Below are 18,002 nucleotides of genomic sequence, written 5' to 3'. Positions count from 1 at the left end.
ATGGGAGGATGGAATTTGAGCTTTCATGACACGTACAGATTTGGTGTGCATGCCATCATAGCGAACGCCGACGGCAAGCTGCTTTTGTTAAAACGGACTTATGGGAACAAGGGATGGAGTTTGCCCGGAGGCGGGGTTGACCCCGGTGAAACGATCCATGAAGCCATTTTCCGCGAATGCCGCGAAGAACTGGGCATCACCCTACATGATGCGGTTTTGACCGGATTTTATTATCACAGTCATATCAACGCGCAGGTCGGCATATTTCGATGTTCGATTCCGCTTCATGGGGAAATTATTCTCAGTGCTGAACATTCTGAATATAAATGGGCCGAGTTATCGGAGCTGAGCGAAGTTCAGCGGTTAAGGGCTATGGATGCATTGGCGTATCAAGGGGAAGTCAAAAGCCGGGCGTTTTAGCATTCTTCCTGTTCTTCAAAGACCGGATTACCGTTACTGACTCAATGCACAACATCAGGGTTACGCTAACTACCCCCGTTGACGATGCTCCATCCGAAGCCGCAGACTTTGTATCCATAAAGACATCCATCATATAAAAAAGAGGCTAACCGCTCACACGGTTAGCCTCTTTGATTTCGGTTAAAGCTGATTCACGGTTTTTTTCCAAAGACCATGGCATGTGGATGAAACCACTACTCCTTCAAAGAGCCAATCAACAGCCCTTTAATAAAATATCGCTGCAGGAACGGATAGAACAGCACCACCGGGCCGATCGTGAGAATGGCGGTGGCCATCTTCACCGATTCCTGAGGAAGCGTCTGGGTGCCGAGAATGGCTCCGCTGCTCTGCATTTGTTGGATCATGCTGATCTCGGAGTTCAGCTTAAACAGCAGATACTGAAGGGGATACAGCTTTTCGTTGTCCACCAGCATGATGGCGTTGAACCAGTTGTTCCAGTAGGCAATGCCGTAGAACAGCGTGATCGTTGCAAGGACGGGCATGCACAGCGGGAAGTAGATCCGGAACGCGATATAGAAATCGCTCGCGCCGTCGATCTTGGCCGCCTCCGTTAGGGATGGCGGAATTTGGGACATGTAGTTGCGCACGAGAAACAGATTGAACGGGTTAAACACCAAGGACGGAATGATCAGGGCCCAGATCGTGTTGTTCATGCCGAGATTGAGGTTGATCAGGTACCAGGGAACCAGGCCCGTGTTAAATACCATCGTAATGAAAAAGAACAGTCCGAGCCCGTTACGGTAACGGATATGCTTGGCGGCCAGCGTATATCCGGCCATGGATGTAATGGTGACCGCAAGGATCGTGCCGACCACCGTCACGAGGATCGAGATCATATAACTTCGGTACAGCGGCGTGCTGCCGAACAGGAGCAGCTTGTAAGCATCAAGCGACAGATCGCTCGGAAACAGCTGGTAGCCGAATTGTTTAATGCTGGCTTCGTCGGTAAAGGACACCATGAGCACAAGCAGCATGGGCAGGATGCAGAGGATGGAGATGATGCCGATCAGGGCGGTGTTTACGGCGTCGAAAAATTTGGGTCTGGACGTCATCTAAGTTAGGCTCCTTTCCGAGTGGTTCCGGCACGCTTTAGAACAATGCATGGTCCGGATTCACCTTTTTCACGATTTTGTTGCTGCCCCATACGAGAATAAAGCCGACCACGGATTGATACAGTCCGACGGCCATCGCCTGAGCCGGATTCCCGATGGTGCGAAGGGAACGGAACACATACGTGTCAATAACGTCGACGGTCGGATACAGCAGTCCGTTGTCTTTCACGATGGCGTAGATCATGTCGAAGCTGCCGTACATGATTTTGCCCAAGGCCAGCAGGGTCAGGATGGATATGGTCGGCAGCATGAGTGGAATCGTAATGTGACGAATGAGCTGCCAGCGGGTAGCGCCGTCGATCCGGCCGGCTTCGTAATAACTGTCATCGATTCCCGTAATGGCAGCCAGGTAGATGACGAGGTTCATCCCGAGGTCCTTCCAGACCGCCGCGGTCGTAAGAATCCACGTCCAGTACTGTGGCGAGGCGTACCAGTTGACGGGATCAATATGGAAGAACGCCAGGATCCGGTTCAGGATGCCGTAATCGGTCGACAGCAAGCTATAGATGATGTAGCTGACGATGACCCAGGACAAGAAATGCGGGAACAGAATGGTGGATTGCGTCACCCTCGAGAACCAGCGGCTGCGCAGTTCATTGAACAGAATGGCCAGCGCCATGGCTCCGAGCGTGCCGACGATGATGAATAGAAAATTGAGCTTCAAGGTGTTGAAGGTGACCTCCCACGCCCGGGGCGACGAGAAGAAGAACTTGAAATTGTCAAAGCCGACCCAGGCGGAATTGAAGAGTCCTGTCTTGAAGTTGAATTTCTGAAACGCAATGAGCATGTACGGAAGCGTGAAATAACCGAAGACCAGCGTATAGATGGCAGCCGGTACGACGAGCAGGTAGGCGGATCCGTTCGAGCGGATTTCGCTCAGGAAGCCGGAGCGGCTTTTTTTCATAGGTAGGCACGTCCTTTCGTAAGTGATGGGGGCTGCAAGCGTAGCAGTTCTGATTTGAGTGTAAAGAGAGTTGCCGCGTGCAGTAAACTATGAAAATGGAATTTGAGCGGATTGAAGGGGTGAATGCCTGTTTTAAAAAACGGCAAAAACTTCGAATTTGAGTATTTCGCACAGTGTCGCCAGGATTGAATAATGACCGGAAAGGCTTTGTTTTATAAGGGGTTTAGCCGATGAAGTCTATGAAGGGAAGTTTGGGGAGGAAAATAAAGAATGCGTTTTCATATTGATGTATGCCTGCGGCAAATGTAAGATGAGAATAAAATATCGATCCGTTCCAAGCGATCGGATGGCTAGGCAACCCTATTAAATTAACATGTATATTACATATAATGTTAGTAATTTTCATGAATGATAAGATCTCAGTTGACTATACAGACCGAATGATAAGGAGGGAGAATATGATCCGGCAGCGATTATTCCGTTATGCAGTGTATCGAAATATGTTTCTCAGCTTTGTTTTGCTCACGGCAGCGATGATTGCCCTCGTAACCGTCGTCCTGTACATGATGTTCTCCTGGAGCACCGCGAAGGAGGTAGGGAAAATATCCGAGTCGATGCTGAAGCAGAACAGCGCCGTATCCAGCGTCATCCGCGACCAGGTGTATAACGTGGGCAACCTTTTGCTCAGCGACAAGGAGATCGTGAATGCCCTTTTGGACAAAGAGGCCGATCCGGTGAAACAGTATGGAGTGTTCGGCACCCTTAACCGAGTTCAGTCCACCTATCCGTTCATCCATTCGATCGGGATCTATAACGGCTCGAATAACACGTATCTGAATACGAAGGGGATTACCAAGGAGCAGGAGAAGGCGCTGCTGGAGGAGATCAACAGCAAGAATACATCTTATTTTCACCTGTTTCCGCGCAAGATTTCTTCCGCCACTTCGGCGAACCGGAGCGAAGATGTCCTTACTTTCGTCCTCCTTCCGAGCTATTATTCGCCGTTAAGCTCCAAGGGCGCGATCGTGATCAATATGAGCACCGACACCATCCAGGATCTGATCGGAGGCTACCGCAACGAAGCGGTGGATTCGCTGCACGTCATTGACGACAAGGGGACCATCATCACCCATTCGGATCGGTCCCGGTTCATGGAGGATGTATCGCAGGAATCCTATGTCCAGTCCATTCTGGGAACGGACGCGGAAAGCGGTTACTTCACCCGCTCCATCGACGGCCGCAAAAGCCTCGTTACCTACGTCAAATCCAGGGATATGAACTGGACGTTTATCAGCGTAAGCCAATATCAAAATCTGTTGTTCAACATGCAGGCCCTCCGAACGTCGGCGCTGGTTCTCGCTTTGGCATGCTTCATCGTCAGCATGTTCTTGTCGATCTGGCTGACGCATCATGCGTACAACCCGATCCGCCACCTGCTGGAGAAAATGAGCGCCATACCGAAAATGAAGGAAAACCGGCTGCAAATCAACGAATTTGCCATATTGGATACAACCTATGCCGAAATGACGGAGAAAATGAAGTCGATGGAGTCCGAGGCTTCCGTCGCCAGGCAGGCGCACGTGCTGCAGCTGCTGAAAGGCGGCGACGAGACGGCATTCCGCCGTTTGGCCCGGGAAGGCAAGGGGCCCTATTTCTTGGCGGCTGTCCTTTTGCTCGACAGCTTAGACGGCTCGCCCGGGGGCGAGGACGAGGAGCTGCAGTCCTATACCTGCGCAGCCGTCGCCCAGGCGGCCCAGCAGATGCTGGAACCGGAGGGAGCGAGCGTGGCAACGGTGGGGGACGGGACCATTGCGATCATTCTCCCCATGAAGCAGAGCCGGCTTCCGCTCCATGTATTGGGCATGCTGGAGGAGCTGCAGGGCGAGATGCTCCGCACGCTCCGCGTGTCCGTCACCGTCGGCATCGGAACTGCCGCGCAGACGTACGAGGAGCTGCGCGAATCGTTCGATTGCGCGCAGTCCTGCTTCCAGCAGCGCTTCTTCGCAGGCAAGGGCAGGATGTTCCATGGCGATCCGGTCATCGCCGCGGAGTCGGAGCATACCGAGGCGCAGTATCCGGACAAGCGGGAGAAGCGCATCATCGAGGCCATCAAGCTGCAGCAGCGGGATAAATTAGAGAAGGAAATCGATCAGTGGATTAAGGAAATTCGCGATTACAACTACCATGAAGTCATGTTTTTCATCAACCAGTTCATCGGGGGCCTGTACAAGCAGCTCAATGTCCATACGGTGAAAAATCGGGAAAGCGCGGATCTCTTCCTTGACTTTACCCGGCGGATTACCCGTTTTCAGACGCTGCAGGAAACCGCGGATGCCCTGAAGGATCTTGCCCTTAGGCTCTGCAGCCTGTCCGAGGAATCGGGAGCGGTTCGGCATGCGGAGGTAGTTGATTTTATCCAGATGTACGTACGCAAGCATTATGCAAGGCCGGATATGTCGCTCGAGCAGGTCGCGGGCGAGGTGAAGCTGTCCCGCAGCTATGTCGGCAAGCTCTTCAAGGCGCATTGCGAGCTGTCGTTCAACGATTACCTGAATGCCGTTCGACTGGAAAAGGCCCGAGAGCTCCTCGCAAGCACCGAGGAGTCGGTTCAATCGATCAGCGAGCAGGTGGGCATTCTGAATACGACCTATTTTTATACGCTGTTTAAAAAGCACTACCAGATCTCCCCGGCACAGTTCCGAAGCCAGCATGCGATCGAGACGAAAAAAGCGCAGTGACGGGCGGTTAAAGTGAGGGTTCAGAAATTCGACTTTTCAGCACCGAAGTCTTTGCTTCCGATGTGCGTTTTTGCAAAACGCTTTAGGTTGGATGAAGCTAGGGACTGAGTAGCGGAGCTGAACGTTTTCATAAGAAAACGGCTTCGGAAGCATAAGCTTGCAAACCTACGTGAGCAACGGAAGGCCCGGCTGAATTCAAGATTCGACGCCTTAGACTGCTTCCTGACCTGCCTCGTGATCAAAAGATGACTTTCTGAACAACCTCTTACAAGCGTTTTAAAATGGCGAAAATCATCATTTTGAAGTATACGTCATCCCTAATGTCTCCTTAAGATAGGAATCGTACCGCATGAGCAAACCAAATGAAGACAGGGGGAGACACACATGAAAAAAAGGAAAGCGCTAGCACTATGGCTAGCCGCGATATTTATGGTATCCGTAATCGCAGGCTGCTCCGGCGGGGGTGATGCCGGCGGCGAGAACGGATCGGCGAGCGGCGAGAACGGCGGAGGGGACAAGCTGCCGGTCCGGTATCTGCTTCCGGGCTCCGCGCCGCAGGATTTGGAAACGGCGGTTAAAGCGATCAACGAGAAGCTGGAGGCCGACGGTCTGAACCTCACGTATGAACCGACTTACATCGCGTGGGACGTATGGGATCAGAAGACCAACCTCATGATGTCGACGGGCGAGGAGTTTGAGCTGATTGCCATCATGCACGATACAAAAGGACCGACGGTGCTTGCCGGCAGCGGCGGAATCATTCCGATCGACGATCTGCTGGATCAGTATGGCAGCGAGCTGAAAGCTTCCATGCCGGACTGGATCTGGGAGTCGTCGAAAATCAACGGCAAGATCACGTACGTGCCGAATTTCTGGGCGGATACCGCTTATAACGATGGCATGTTCACGATCCGCACCGATCTGCTCGAGAAAAACGGTCTGAAGCCACCGACATCGCCGGGGGAGCTGCTGGATGCGGCGGAGACGCTGCAGAAGAACTGGCCGCAGGACAACAAGAACGTGTATATCAAGATGCTGGAGGAGCCTGCCTACTTCCTGCATACGACGTACGACACCTATCCGTTTACCGTGGCGGACAACATGATATATATCGATCAGCAGGGGAACGTGAAGTCCTGGTTTGAAACCGAGGAGTTCAAAAAAGACGTGTTGTACATGAACGAGGCATACAAGCGCGGGCTGATCATGAGTGATCTGCTTACGACACCGACGGAGGTCATCAATCAGGAGGAGCTGGCCGGGCGTTATCTGTATCGACCGGGCGACGTCGGTTTGAGCGACGCCATTCTTCAAACATTCCCGGACGCGAAGCTGGATATTTACTATTTGGCGGACCAGCCGAAATTTAGATCCTACGCGATCCGGAATTCCAACGGGATCTCGGCCACGTCTCCGCATCCGGAGGCCGGCATTCAATTTTTAAATTGGGTGTACAGCAGCCAGGAGAACATGGATCTCGTACAGAGTGGCGTGAAGGACGTCCATTGGAAGGATACCGGCAAGAATACGAAGGATTATCTGGCCAAGAACGAGAACGGTTCTCCGGCTTATGAGCTTCCGTACTGGCTGCTCGGCCACGTCGAGATGAACCGTTACCCGACGAATACAGATCCTGCGCGGCTGGAGCGCCGTACGACGGTTGCGGACGATGCCGTGAACAGCATCACGATCGGCTTCACCTTCGATCCGGCAAACGTCGCTTCCCAGTACGCGAATTGCATCGCAGAGCTGAAGACCAGCGTCTATCCGGTCATGCATGGGGTCGTTAAATACGAGGACGCCTACGATAAAATGCTGGCCGCGATGAAGTCCGCCGGTCTCGATGAAGTCGTGGAGGAATATAAACGGCAATTCGATGAGTGGAGAGCCGGTCAGTCGTAAGTGCAGACGCGATCGGCGGCAATGAACATGATTTTTAAACAGGGCAATTCCTCCCGGTTAGTGCCGGGGAGGAATTGCTTTTTTTCGTGCATGAACCATGAAGCAGGCCGTGAGAAATTTCGAGTCGAGTCTAAGGGGATTCGGGAGTGATCATGGGCGCCGCCTTACGGCTTCAATTCTCCGATATTGGCCAAAATCAAAGTTTTCTCTCAAAAGTAAAGTGTTCAAGACAGGGATTCCCGGGCTAGAGTAAAGGTCATAAGAAGCCTTGAGACTGCTCAAAGAGTTAGAAGCGAAAGTCTTTATTAAGGCTGGCCGCACGGCAAGAGCCGTGCAGAATAAGGAGGACGTAGTTCATGACCAAGCAAACACAAGCCATCCGGGAAGGCTGGCAATGGTTTACGGAAAGCCGGTACGGCATGTTTATTCATTTCGGGCCTTATGCCCAATACGGGCGCGGCGAGCAGGTTCTGTTCCGGGAGCATTTGGACCAGGCCGAATACGCGCAGAAGGCCTGCGAGTGGAATCCGGAGTTCTTTGACGCCGAGCTTTGGGCGTACACCGCGCGCAAGGCGGGGATGAGATATGCCTGCTTAACAACGCGGCATCATGACGGATATTGCTTGTGGGATACGGCCACGACGGATTATTCCAGCGCGAAGCAGGCGCCCGGCCGGGATCTGGTGCGCGAATTTACCGATGCGTTCCGAGCCCAGGGGCTTCGGGTCGGCTTATATTATTCCTGGATCGATTGGCGGATCCCGGCTTACTTCGACGGACCGGAGAAGGATCCCGAGGGCTGGGAGACGATGAAGCAGTATTTGCATGCCCAAGTGGAAGAGCTGGTCACGAAATACGGGCGCATCGATCATTTCTTTTTTGACGGGGTCTGGCCGCGAACCGCGGAGGACCTGGACAGCATCAAGCTGGTGGAGCGGATGAAGTCGATTCAGCCGGACATCCTGGTCAACAACCGCCTTGGGTTGTCCGAGGAGGAGAAGCTGCATGCGGACGGCGGCGGCGGCTCGGGCGATTCTGAGGTGCTGGGCGATTTCGGCTCGCCGGAGCATGTCATCGTTCCGGATCAGAAGCGGCTGTGGGAATCCAGCCAGGTAACAACGTGGCGGTTGTGGGGCTATACGAACGGCGAACGATGGCGTCCGGCCGACGTTCTGCTCGACATGCTGTGCGAGTGCGCGGAAAAAGGGGGGACCGTGGGCGGCAATCTTCTGCTTAACGTCGGACCGCAGCCCGACGGACAGCTTCCCCCGGCCTTCGTGGAGCGGGCGCTGAAGATCGGGGAGTGGCTGGACGTTCACGGCGAGGCCATCTACGGCTCCGACGGCGGGAACCTCACGGAGTTCATCACCTACGGGCGGCAGACGATGAAAGACAACAAGCTGTATCTCATCATCCGCTTCTGGGATGGGAGGCCGGTGCTGAGGCTGGCGGACTTGGTGACGCCGGTATCACGGGTTACGCTGCTGACAACGGGGCAGGAGCTGTCGTTCCGACAGGAGGGCGACGTGCTGTGGATCGAAGGGCTGCCGCGGGAACGTCCGACCGAGCTGTTCCCGGTCATCCGCATCGAATGCGAGGAGCGGCCGCAGACGAATCAATGGGGAGTAAACCGCCTCTGGACCGGCGACCCTTCCCGGATCGCCGACTGGGCCCGAACGCGCGGAACATCCGTATACGTCGACGGCCAGCCGCGGACGAGAAAGGAGTAAGCGATGAGAACGCTGGTATTTTACGACGAGCATTTTCCTTACGAAGGCGAACGTCCGTCTGCAGAGGCACTGGATCGATTGCGGGAATGGGCGGTGGTCGCAGGTGCCGCGGACGTGGCTGAGCGGCTGACGGAAGGCGGCTGGGACGCGCTGGTTCATCTGCACGGGCCGTACTTTCCGAAAGCGGCTTGGGCGGCCATCGAAGCCCACCTGAAGGCCGGCGGCGGTCTGGTTCATGCCGGTGGCGTGCCTTTCCGCAGGCCGATTCGAGAGCTGAACGGAAGCTGGCATGCCGAACGCGAGCAGTTGGCTTATCATCAGCGAATGGATATCCATGATGCGCTGGCGGTTGACGTATCGCGCGTCCGGGAGCTGAAGGCTTCTGCCGAATTTCCGATTCTGCACGGACGCGAGGAGCTGTTCGGCATCGAGCCGACCTGGGGCTTGACGCTGCATCCGACCAAAGCGAGCGACATCCCGGCCGAGATGGGGGCATGCGGTCCGATGGACGCCGTCATCTCGCCGCTGCTGATCGGCATGGACCGTGATCGACGAGAGCGGTCCGCTCCGGTCGTCATGCTGGAACAGCATAAGGGCGATTACGCGGGGGGCCGCTGGATTCTGATCAACCAGCAGCTGAGGGCATCGTTCTGGGATACGAAAGGGATGGACATCCTGAAGGATCTGGCCGAATACGCGGGAACAGGCGTGACAGAGCTGTGGCTGAAGCCGAACTATGCCTCTTACGAGCCGGGCGAGCAAATGCGGTTGACGATCCAACTGCAGGCGCTGTCCCGGACGTCCGCCCCGGCGCAGACCTGGCATTTTGATGTGAGTCTTATCAAGGAAGACGACGGCGAGACCGTCTGGACCGGACACGAGAAGTCGGAAGCCGGCATGGAACAACGGGATCTGCAGCAGCTTCGCTTGTCCGTACCCGTACGGCTGGAAGCGGGCTTGTACCGGATCGTTTGCGAAGCCGAGTCCGATTCCGGGGAGCGCCGCACCCTGACCCAGGCGGTATGGGGCGTTGATCGTCCGCTGCTGCAGGCGGGAGAGCGGCTGGAATGCGGGCGCGATTACTTCCGCCGCGGCGTACGAACGGTTCCGATCGTTGGCATGACGTACATGACCTCCGACGTCGCGCGCAAATTCCTCCATCTGCCGAACGTGCAGCGTTGGGATGCGGATATGGCGGAGATGAAGCGGGCGGGGATCAACCTGATTCGGACGGGTATATGGACAGGATACCGGATGATCATGTACGCCGACGGTCATGCTGCCGAGGACGTTATGCGGGCGATCGATGCCTTTATCCTGACGGCCAAGCGGCATGAGCTGGAAGTGACGTTTACGTTCTTCTCGTTTGCACCCGAAGCCTGGGAAGGCGTGAACCCGTACCTGGATCCGCGATCGGTGGAGGCGCAAAAGCGCTTTGTCGCTTCTATCGTGGGACGTCACAGGGGCACGACCAACGTGCATTGGGACCTGATCAATGAGCCTTCGCTGTTCGATCCGAAGCGAATCTTCGAGGGGCCGGTATCGATAGGGGACCGGTTCGAGCGGCAAGCTTGGTCCGAGTGGCTCCGGGAGCGCCACAGGGATGATCTCGCGCTGCTTCAGGAGCGCTGGAACATGACGCCTGGCGAGCTTCCGTCCTTCGACTCGGCGCCGGCGCCGAGTCCGGACGACAAGCTGTTCAACAGCGTGCTGCAGCCGAAGAAGTGGGGACCGTGGATCGATTTCACGCTGTTCACTATGGATATGCACAATCGGTGGGCATCCGAGCTCATCGGCACCATTCGCCGCTCTGATCCCCGCCAACTGGTGACGGTCGGGCAGGATGAGGGCATCTGCTCCCAGCGCCCGTCGCCTTCGTTCTACGGCCCCGCAGTCGATTATACGACGGTCCACTCCTGGTGGCAGAACGATCACCTGGCTTGGGACGGCATATTCACCAAAACGCCGGACAAGCCGAATCTGGTCCAGGAGACCGGCATCATGCACGTGCAGCGTCCGGACGGCATCGCCAAACGGACGGAGGAAGAGTTGCGCAGCATTCTGGAGCGCAAGTATGCCTATGCGTTTTCGACAGGAGGCGCGGGGGCCGTGCAGTGGATTTGGAATATTAACTACTTCATGGATAACGCCAACGAATCCAACATCGGGGCGCTTCGGGCGGACGGAACGCAGAAGCCCGAAGCGGATGTGTCCTATGACTTCGGCCGCTTCATGAAGGAAGCAGCCGGCCTGTTCGACGATGAACGGCAGCTCGAGGACATCGCCGTCGTTTACCCGTATTCGAATGATTTTTCCAGCCGCAAGCTGGCATACGAAGCAACGACGAGGGCTATGCGCGCGTTGACGTTCGGCATGAACGTCCATCCGCGGGGCATCGGTGAATACCAGTTGGAGGACCTGAAGCGCTATCCGGCCAAGCTGATTATTGTGCCGAGCGCGCACAATTTCGACGATGCCGCGTTTGATCAGCTCCTCGACCTGGCAAGGGAAGGGAGCACGGTCCTGTGGACAGGCCCGCTGCGCAACGATGCGTATTGGGGGCCGGCGCCGCACCGCTTGCAGCAGGAGATCGGCGAAACCGTCCATGCTAACGTTCTTCGGGAAGAAACGCTGGAGCTGGCGGGAGAGCATTTCGCCGTTTCGTTCGGCGAACGGAAGATTAACGCGCTGGCGGTGGATCGCCCGGCGGGCCGGTTGGATGGGACGCTAGAGCCCATCACGGTTATCTTGGGCGCGGGACGGTTCGTCTGGTGCCCGCTCCCGGTCGAGATGAACGAGCGCTGGGAGCCGATCCAGGCGTTGTACGCGGAAGCTATCCGCTCCGCAGCCGTTTCGCCTGAGCTGGAATGGCTGAAGGGAGGCGAGCTGCCCGGAATCTACGGCCGCAAGCTGGCATTCGGGCATGGAAGCTTGTACGTCTTCGTTTCCGAGGATGGGGCAAGCGCAGAAGTTGAGGTAAGGGATCCGGTAACCGAAGCGGTTTATGCCTTCGAATTGGAACGGGAGCGGACCGTGATGTTCATGACCGATGCCGGGGGACAAGTGCGGACCGTATACCGGCCGGAGGAGGTACGGATCCGGCAGAGCCAACCTTCTTGAGGCGTACTCGCCCCTTAAACGGTTGGAAGAGGGTTCTTTCTGTTGACCTGGATAGTCACGGCGCGGCCTTCTGCACGATACACATAGAGGGAGGTTCTCCGGTCGAGCGGATCGTGCCGGAGGGCCTTTTTCTTCAATTGGGAACGTCGGAAGGGCTGCTGCTTGGGCGGTGTGGCGTTGAATCCGATGGGAAAGCGCCTAAACCCGAACCCCTATAGGATGGGGGAACATTCAACGAACGATTGCATGTAATCATTTTGAACGATTTTAACTGGAAAAAGGAAGGGTGTGCGCCATGGACTACAAGGACGCTGCATGGCCAGTTTCGCGGCGGGTCGAGGACTTGCTGGAGCGGATGACGGCGGTGGAGAAAATCGGACAGCTGATCCAGCCGTTCGGCTGGAAAGCTTACATAAAGAGCGACGACGGTACGATCAAGCTTACCGAGGAGTTCAAGTCGCAGCTTGCGGAGGGAGGAATCGGTTCTTTGTACGGTACGCTGCGGGCCGATCCCTGGACCGGGGTGACGCTGGCGAACGGACTGTCCCCGCGGGAAGGGGCGGAAGCAGTTAATGCGATTCAGCGTTACGCGATGGAGCACGCTCGACTGGGGATTCCGATTCTGTTCGGGGAAGAATGCTCCCACGGACATATGGCGATCGGGGCGACGGTGTTCCCCGTACCACTCACGATCGGGAGCACCTGGAACACGGAGCTGTTCCGGAGCATGTGCCGAGCCGTTGCTGCCGAGACTAGGGCTCAGGGGGGAGCGGCCACCTATTCGCCGGTGCTGGACGTGGTACGGGATCCCCGCTGGGGCCGTACCGAAGAAACCTTCGGCGAGGACCCCCATTTGGTGGCCGAATTTGCGGTTGCCGCCGTGCAGGGACTGCAAGGAGAGCGCCTTGATTCGCATACCAGCCTGCTGGCTACGCTGAAGCATTTCGCAGGCTACGGCGCTTCCGAAGGAGGGCGCAATGGGGCACCGGTGCATATCGGGCTCCGGGAGCTCCACGAAGTCGATCTGCTGCCGTTTCGCAAGGCCGTTGAAGCGGGAGCCTTGTCGGTCATGACGGCCTACAACGAAATCGACGGAGTACCTTGCACGTCCAGCCGGTACCTGCTGCAAGACGTGCTCCGCGAGGCATGGAACTTCGACGGCTTCGTCATTACCGATTGCGGCGCTATCCATATGTTGGCATGCGGTCATAATACGGCCGGAAATGGCGTGGAAGCGGCAGCCCAGTCGCTAAAGGCTGGTGTCGACATGGAGATGTCCGGGACCATGTTCCGGGCACATCTTCACCAAGCGCTGGAGCAAGGGCTGATCACCGAAGACGATCTGAATAAGGCAGCCGGCCGCGTGTTGGAACTGAAGTTTCGGCTGGGTCTCTTTGATCGGCCTTATATGGATCCAGCCTGGGCAGAGCAGGTCATAGGCTGCAAAGAGCATATCGCACTGGCCTACCAAGCAGCGGCTGAAGGAATCGTGCTCCTGAAGAACGAGGGGAACATGCTGCCTCTGGGTCCGAGTGTCGGAACGATTGCCGTCATTGGCCCCAACGCCCATGCGCCGTATAATCAGCTTGGCGATTATACCTCCCCTCAGCCGCCGGGGCAGATCGTGACGGTGCTGGACGGCATCCGCCGACGGCTGGGAGACAGCCGCGTTCTGTATGCGCCGGGCTGCCGCATTCAAGGCGATTCAAGGGAAGGGTTTCCTCGGGCGCTGGCGTGCGCCGAGCAAGCCGATGTCATCGTGATGGTGCTTGGCGGCTCCAGCGCACGGGATTTCGGGGAGGGCACCATCGATCTGAGAACCGGCGCCTCGGTCGTGACCGGGCATGCCGAGAGCGATATGGAATGCGGGGAAGGGATTGACCGCTCGACCCTGACGCTGATGGGCGTGCAGTTGGAGCTGCTGAAGGAGATCCATAAGCTTGGCAAGCCGGTGGTAGTTATCTATATTAACGGACGGCCGATTACGGAGCCGTGGATCGACGAGTTTATTCCGGCGATCGTAGAAGCTTGGTATCCCGGCCAGGAGGGAGGCAACGCGATCGCGGACGTACTGTTCGGCGACGTCAATCCGTCCGGTCGGCTGCCGCTGTCCATTCCGAAGGAGGTCGGTCAGCTGCCGATTCCTTATAATGCAAGACGGACCCGGGGCAAGCGTTACCTGGAGACGGATTTGGAGCCCAAATATCCGTTCGGCTACGGGTTAAGTTATACGGAATTCCGTTACGGCCACCTGACGGTCGAGCCGGAGTTCATCCCATTAGGTGGCGAAGCCACGGTCCGGATCGACGTGACCAACTCGGGAGCTCGGGACGGCGTGGAAGTCGTTCAGTTGTACGTCTCGGATTTGTCCGCCTCCGTGACCCGGCCGGAGAAGGCTCTGAAAGGGTTCCGAAAAGTATTCTTGAAGGCAGGGGAGACGCAGGAAGTGACGTTCACTATCGGCAGCGAGCAGCTGGAACTAATCGGCCTTGACATGAAGCCTGTGGTGGAGCCCGGCGAGTTCCGCATTCAGGTCGGCCCCGACTCGACAAGAGGAGCGATCGCGAGTTTGCAGGTGAAAGGCTAAGAATCACAAGGTCCAATGGGGCTGGACAACGTGCTTCCAAACCAGCCCCTCGACCGCAGACTCTCTTGGCGGCTTCGACGGAGGGGAAGCCTGCAGCACCACCAACCTGCCGAATGAGAGGTGGATGGGGTGCTGAACGCGTTGAAAAAAGGATAACCGAATCCAATGGAGAATACCCATATATAAAGCCAATTGCTGTGCTCATATCGGGTGTAGAATCCGGGGGCTTTTTCGACGGGATCGATGTTGTATTAGGATATCGTGCATTCCAATCGACCGATAAAGCGATCAAGAGAGGAGAGAGCAGAATGAACAAACCGTATCTTCAATTGTACGACTATCACATGTGGGCGAACGAAAGAGTTTTGAATCATTTGCAATCCTTGCCGGAAGGCGTGTTTCTCCAGGAAGTGAATCTGGGCTTCAACTCCATCGCGGAAGTCCTCGGTCACCTTGCAGCTGCGGAGGAAGTTTGGTTTGCCCGAATCAAGGAGGAAAGTCCTCCGTCGCTTGTCGCGAGACCATTTGCAAATATGGAAGCAGCTCGTCAATACATGAGCCAGCTCCAAACCGAGCACCGTGAATATTTAACGTCGGCTCACGATATGGGGAAGGTTGTGACTTATCACAACACTGCGGGGGAAGCATTTCAAAATTCGATTTCGGAGATTCTCCAGCAGGTCGTAAATCATGGAACATATCATAGAGGCAATATCACTACAATGCTCCGGCATTTGGGATACAAGGGGATCATAACGGATTACATTGCCTTTTTAAGAGCGTAGCTTAAACGCACTACACATAGGGGACTTCCTGTTGCCATGATTTTCATGAGCCGGGGGAGTCCTTTTGCTATTTTTACCAAACGGAAATGAGGATGTAATATAGAATGAGAATGTTAGGAACAAGAAGGATGGTATTATGAAAATATACAGGCTGGATGAGCTGGAAGGTTCATGTTACATAGAGGTATTGCCAGGGCCTTACCGGAATCGGTGCTGGAACGTGGATTCTATCTATATGGATGAAGAGACTTTCGGTTACCTGGAAAGCGCCGTTGAAAAAGAATATGAACCGTACGACCACTATGCATTCAATGAATTGGATGCAGAAAGATGGAGGCGGATCGTGAACAGACTTGAAGAAACCCTGATTTTCTTGAAAGGCCGTCCCCAAGCGGAGGAGTTGAAGGAGCATATTGGCTTCATATTTACTTCGTCTGAAACGGATTTTATCGAGGCCCTGGAAGAGAATATGGATCAATTAATCCGGCTCATGCAGGAATTCGTGGACTGGATCGCGTTTCAACTGCAGAATCACAAGGTCATTAGCATATTAGGCATATAGATCAATCAATCATTATCGATTAAAAACCCAAGCGTTAAATTTGACTCCATTCGCTACGATGCGAAGAAGAACACCAGGGTCTTGAATGTGCCTTGGGAATCGATATAAGTAGAGATTGTTTATAAATATAAATGGTATAGTTCTTCCTGTGGCTCTCTTATATGATGTAAGGAATGCCTCTAAAGAAATAGATTCTAATCGCTTCACCTAACATGCGAATTACAGGTTCAAACTTTACGATCCTGTTTAGCCACCAGGCTCGTAATAGACGGAAGCATCATTAACTATAATCGAAAAGGTGAATACTATGAAAAAAATTCGAAGATCCAAAATCGTTGAGGGTACAACCATCCCGGGGGTGATTTGCAACGGAGGGCAGTACTTTTATATTGATGTAGATATCTATGATGATGGCATGACGAATTGCTGGGAGCTTGTTGACCTTAAAGGCTTAAAAAACAAGATCAACTCCAACTGGCTGACGCCTGTCGTACCGGTTGGCCAAAATCTGTCTATACATGGCCTGGGTGCGTTCCAAGTGAAGGAAGCGAACTGGAGATTTAATCAAGAAAGCTACTATGAGCACATTGAGCAGACCATTCGGCTCTTGAATCCGGAATTCGTGAATATATATGAAATTTCAGAGCGGGAGCAGAAGCAATGGGAAGCCAGAAGAGTGGCCCATTCCCCCCGTCCCACTGATTTTTATGTAAAAAGCGAACTGTTCTATCAGACGGCGGAGGGTGACGGCTTCAACATTTTTATGAAAAACGAAGGTGCGAACTATTTAGTTCATCTGAATGTTTACCAGGACGGTCAAGTCATGATCTACAACCTGCCTCAAGACGTCCAGTGCCATCTTGACGAAGCAAACGTTTGGTTTCAGGACGGGACTTTGTTTACTACCTTTGATAGGGAATTGCCTATTCGCATGGCCGGACTTGGAGAGGTTACATTATCTGAACCGCTGTATGCGGCAGAGATCGAGGAGAAACATAAGGAATTCATGGATCTTCACAAGAAACTGAATGGAGAGAAAACAGCGCTCGAAGAATGCAGGGATGCTTATTATTTATATTTAGAAAATCCCATCGAGTTTTACAGAGAAAAACTTAGAGAGAAATATGAACGAGTACCTGAGCATGAGAGAATGTATCTAGGCGATATGGATACTAAAGATTGGGATTACCAAAGAATCCTCTATCGACCGGATGAGAAAAGAGAAGTGTAATGATACTGATTTAGAGGGCATTAACAGCAAAAAAATACATATAGATTGGAGAGTTTTATCCTATGTATAGTTTGTACGGAGAGCTGTGTACGGAAGTGTATGATCTGAGTAAACCATTAGGTTTCTCGTTTGGTGACGTGGAGTATTATTTAGAGCGTCTGAAGGAGGTAAAAGGAAAAGTCCTGGAAGTCGGCTGTGGATCAGGCAGGGTGTTAATTCCGTTGCTTCAAGCGGGGATCGATATGGAAGGTGTCGATAACTCAGCAGCCATGCTGGATTCTTGCAGAAGACGAGTCGAGGAATTGGGCCTTGCAACTAAACTGTATGAAGACGAAATGCATAACTTTGCATTGACGGATTCATATGAAGCCATTATCATTCCCGCCGGATCTTTCCAATTAGTGGAGGGTCGGGAGCAGGCAGTCGCCGCACTGCATCATTTTTATTCTCATCTGAAACCTGGTGGCAGATTAATTATGGATTTGTTTATTCCTACTGATATCGAAGCGAATCATGCCTCTACTAGAACTTGGGAAACTTCTGATCATGAAGTGATCATATTAGAAGAAAGAATCACGGAAATGAATCTGCTGGAGCAGAAAACTGTGTCGATTATGAAATATGAAAAGTGGAAGGAAGGGAATCTGATTCAGACCGAGCTGCAACGGTTTCCTCTAAGTTGGTATGGATATCACGAATTTGAACTCATGCTAGAGAAGCAGGGTTATGAAGAGATCACGAAATCGGCTGACTATGCATGGTTGAATAAACCCGTTAAAGCGGATCAGATGATTACATTCGAGGCTAGGAAAGCTCCGATAGGGCGCTAGTAGAACTAGTGCCCTCAGGGG

12 protein-coding genes are annotated in these 18,002 nt (G+C 54.1%); 10 read left to right on the top strand and 2 right to left on the bottom strand.

The features are described from left to right. Positions 1–15: 15 nt before the first annotated feature. Positions 16–420 (top strand): NUDIX domain-containing protein, encoded by a 405-nt coding sequence (locus MHH48_RS24615; protein WP_076325247.1) that lies wholly within the window; start codon positions 16–18, stop codon positions 418–420. 233 nt (positions 421–653) lie between these two features. Here the strand turns inward: MHH48_RS24615 and MHH48_RS24610 are convergent, their stop codons facing one another. Beyond that, complete coding sequence (locus MHH48_RS24610; RefSeq protein ID WP_076325246.1) at positions 654–1,532, bottom strand: carbohydrate ABC transporter permease; 879 nt, start codon at positions 1,530–1,532, stop codon at positions 654–656. Between the two features lie 37 nt (positions 1,533–1,569). After that, positions 1,570–2,496: an ABC transporter permease subunit gene (locus MHH48_RS24605; RefSeq protein ID WP_076325245.1), complete on the bottom strand. Its 927-nt coding sequence runs from the start codon at positions 2,494–2,496 to the stop codon at positions 1,570–1,572. Between the two features lie 458 nt (positions 2,497–2,954). Here MHH48_RS24605 and MHH48_RS24600 point away from each other — a divergent pair, with 458 nt between their 5' ends. The 9 genes from MHH48_RS24600 (at position 2,955) to MHH48_RS24560 (ending at position 17,981) form a co-directional block, all read left to right on the top strand. Then, entirely contained in the window at positions 2,955–5,234 is a 2,280-nt protein-coding gene (locus tag MHH48_RS24600) for a helix-turn-helix domain-containing protein (protein ID WP_076325244.1), read from the top strand. A gap of 384 nt (positions 5,235–5,618) precedes the next feature. Beyond that, positions 5,619–7,136: a DUF3502 domain-containing protein gene (locus MHH48_RS24595; protein ID WP_076325243.1), complete on the top strand. Its 1,518-nt coding sequence runs from the start codon at positions 5,619–5,621 to the stop codon at positions 7,134–7,136. Positions 7,137–7,492: 356 nt separating this feature from the next. After that, positions 7,493–8,866 (top strand): alpha-L-fucosidase, encoded by a 1,374-nt coding sequence (locus tag MHH48_RS24590; protein WP_076325242.1) that lies wholly within the window; start codon positions 7,493–7,495, stop codon positions 8,864–8,866. Between the two features lie 3 nt (positions 8,867–8,869). Next, positions 8,870–11,986 (top strand): glycoside hydrolase, encoded by a 3,117-nt coding sequence (locus tag MHH48_RS24585; protein WP_076325241.1) that lies wholly within the window; start codon positions 8,870–8,872, stop codon positions 11,984–11,986. Positions 11,987–12,281: 295 nt separating this feature from the next. Continuing rightward, the gene (locus MHH48_RS24580) at positions 12,282–14,573 is read left to right on the top strand and encodes a glycoside hydrolase family 3 N-terminal domain-containing protein (protein WP_076325239.1); all 2,292 of its coding nucleotides are present in this window, start codon (positions 12,282–12,284) and stop codon (positions 14,571–14,573) included. 308 nt (positions 14,574–14,881) lie between these two features. Further along, positions 14,882–15,358, top strand: coding sequence for a DinB family protein (locus MHH48_RS24575; protein ID WP_076325272.1), 477 nt, complete (start codon positions 14,882–14,884; stop codon positions 15,356–15,358). 136 nt (positions 15,359–15,494) lie between these two features. Next, positions 15,495–15,920: a hypothetical protein gene (locus tag MHH48_RS24570; protein ID WP_076325238.1), complete on the top strand. Its 426-nt coding sequence runs from the start codon at positions 15,495–15,497 to the stop codon at positions 15,918–15,920. 307 nt (positions 15,921–16,227) lie between these two features. Further along, positions 16,228–17,151 carry a hypothetical protein gene (locus tag MHH48_RS24565; protein ID WP_076325237.1) on the top strand — a complete coding sequence of 308 codons (924 nt, stop codon included), beginning with the start codon at positions 16,228–16,230 and terminating at the stop codon, positions 17,149–17,151. Positions 17,152–17,213: 62 nt separating this feature from the next. After that, positions 17,214–17,981, top strand: coding sequence for a class I SAM-dependent methyltransferase (locus tag MHH48_RS24560; RefSeq protein ID WP_076325236.1), 768 nt, complete (start codon positions 17,214–17,216; stop codon positions 17,979–17,981). Positions 17,982–18,002: the final 21 nt, after the last annotated feature.

It is taken from the genome of Paenibacillus sp. FSL F4-0100 (genome assembly GCF_037993005.1).
Classification (GTDB): domain Bacteria; phylum Bacillota; class Bacilli; order Paenibacillales; family Paenibacillaceae; genus Paenibacillus_AQ.
The sequence above is the reverse complement of the archived record's forward strand: the minus strand, read 5'-3'. Positions and strand labels throughout refer to the sequence as shown.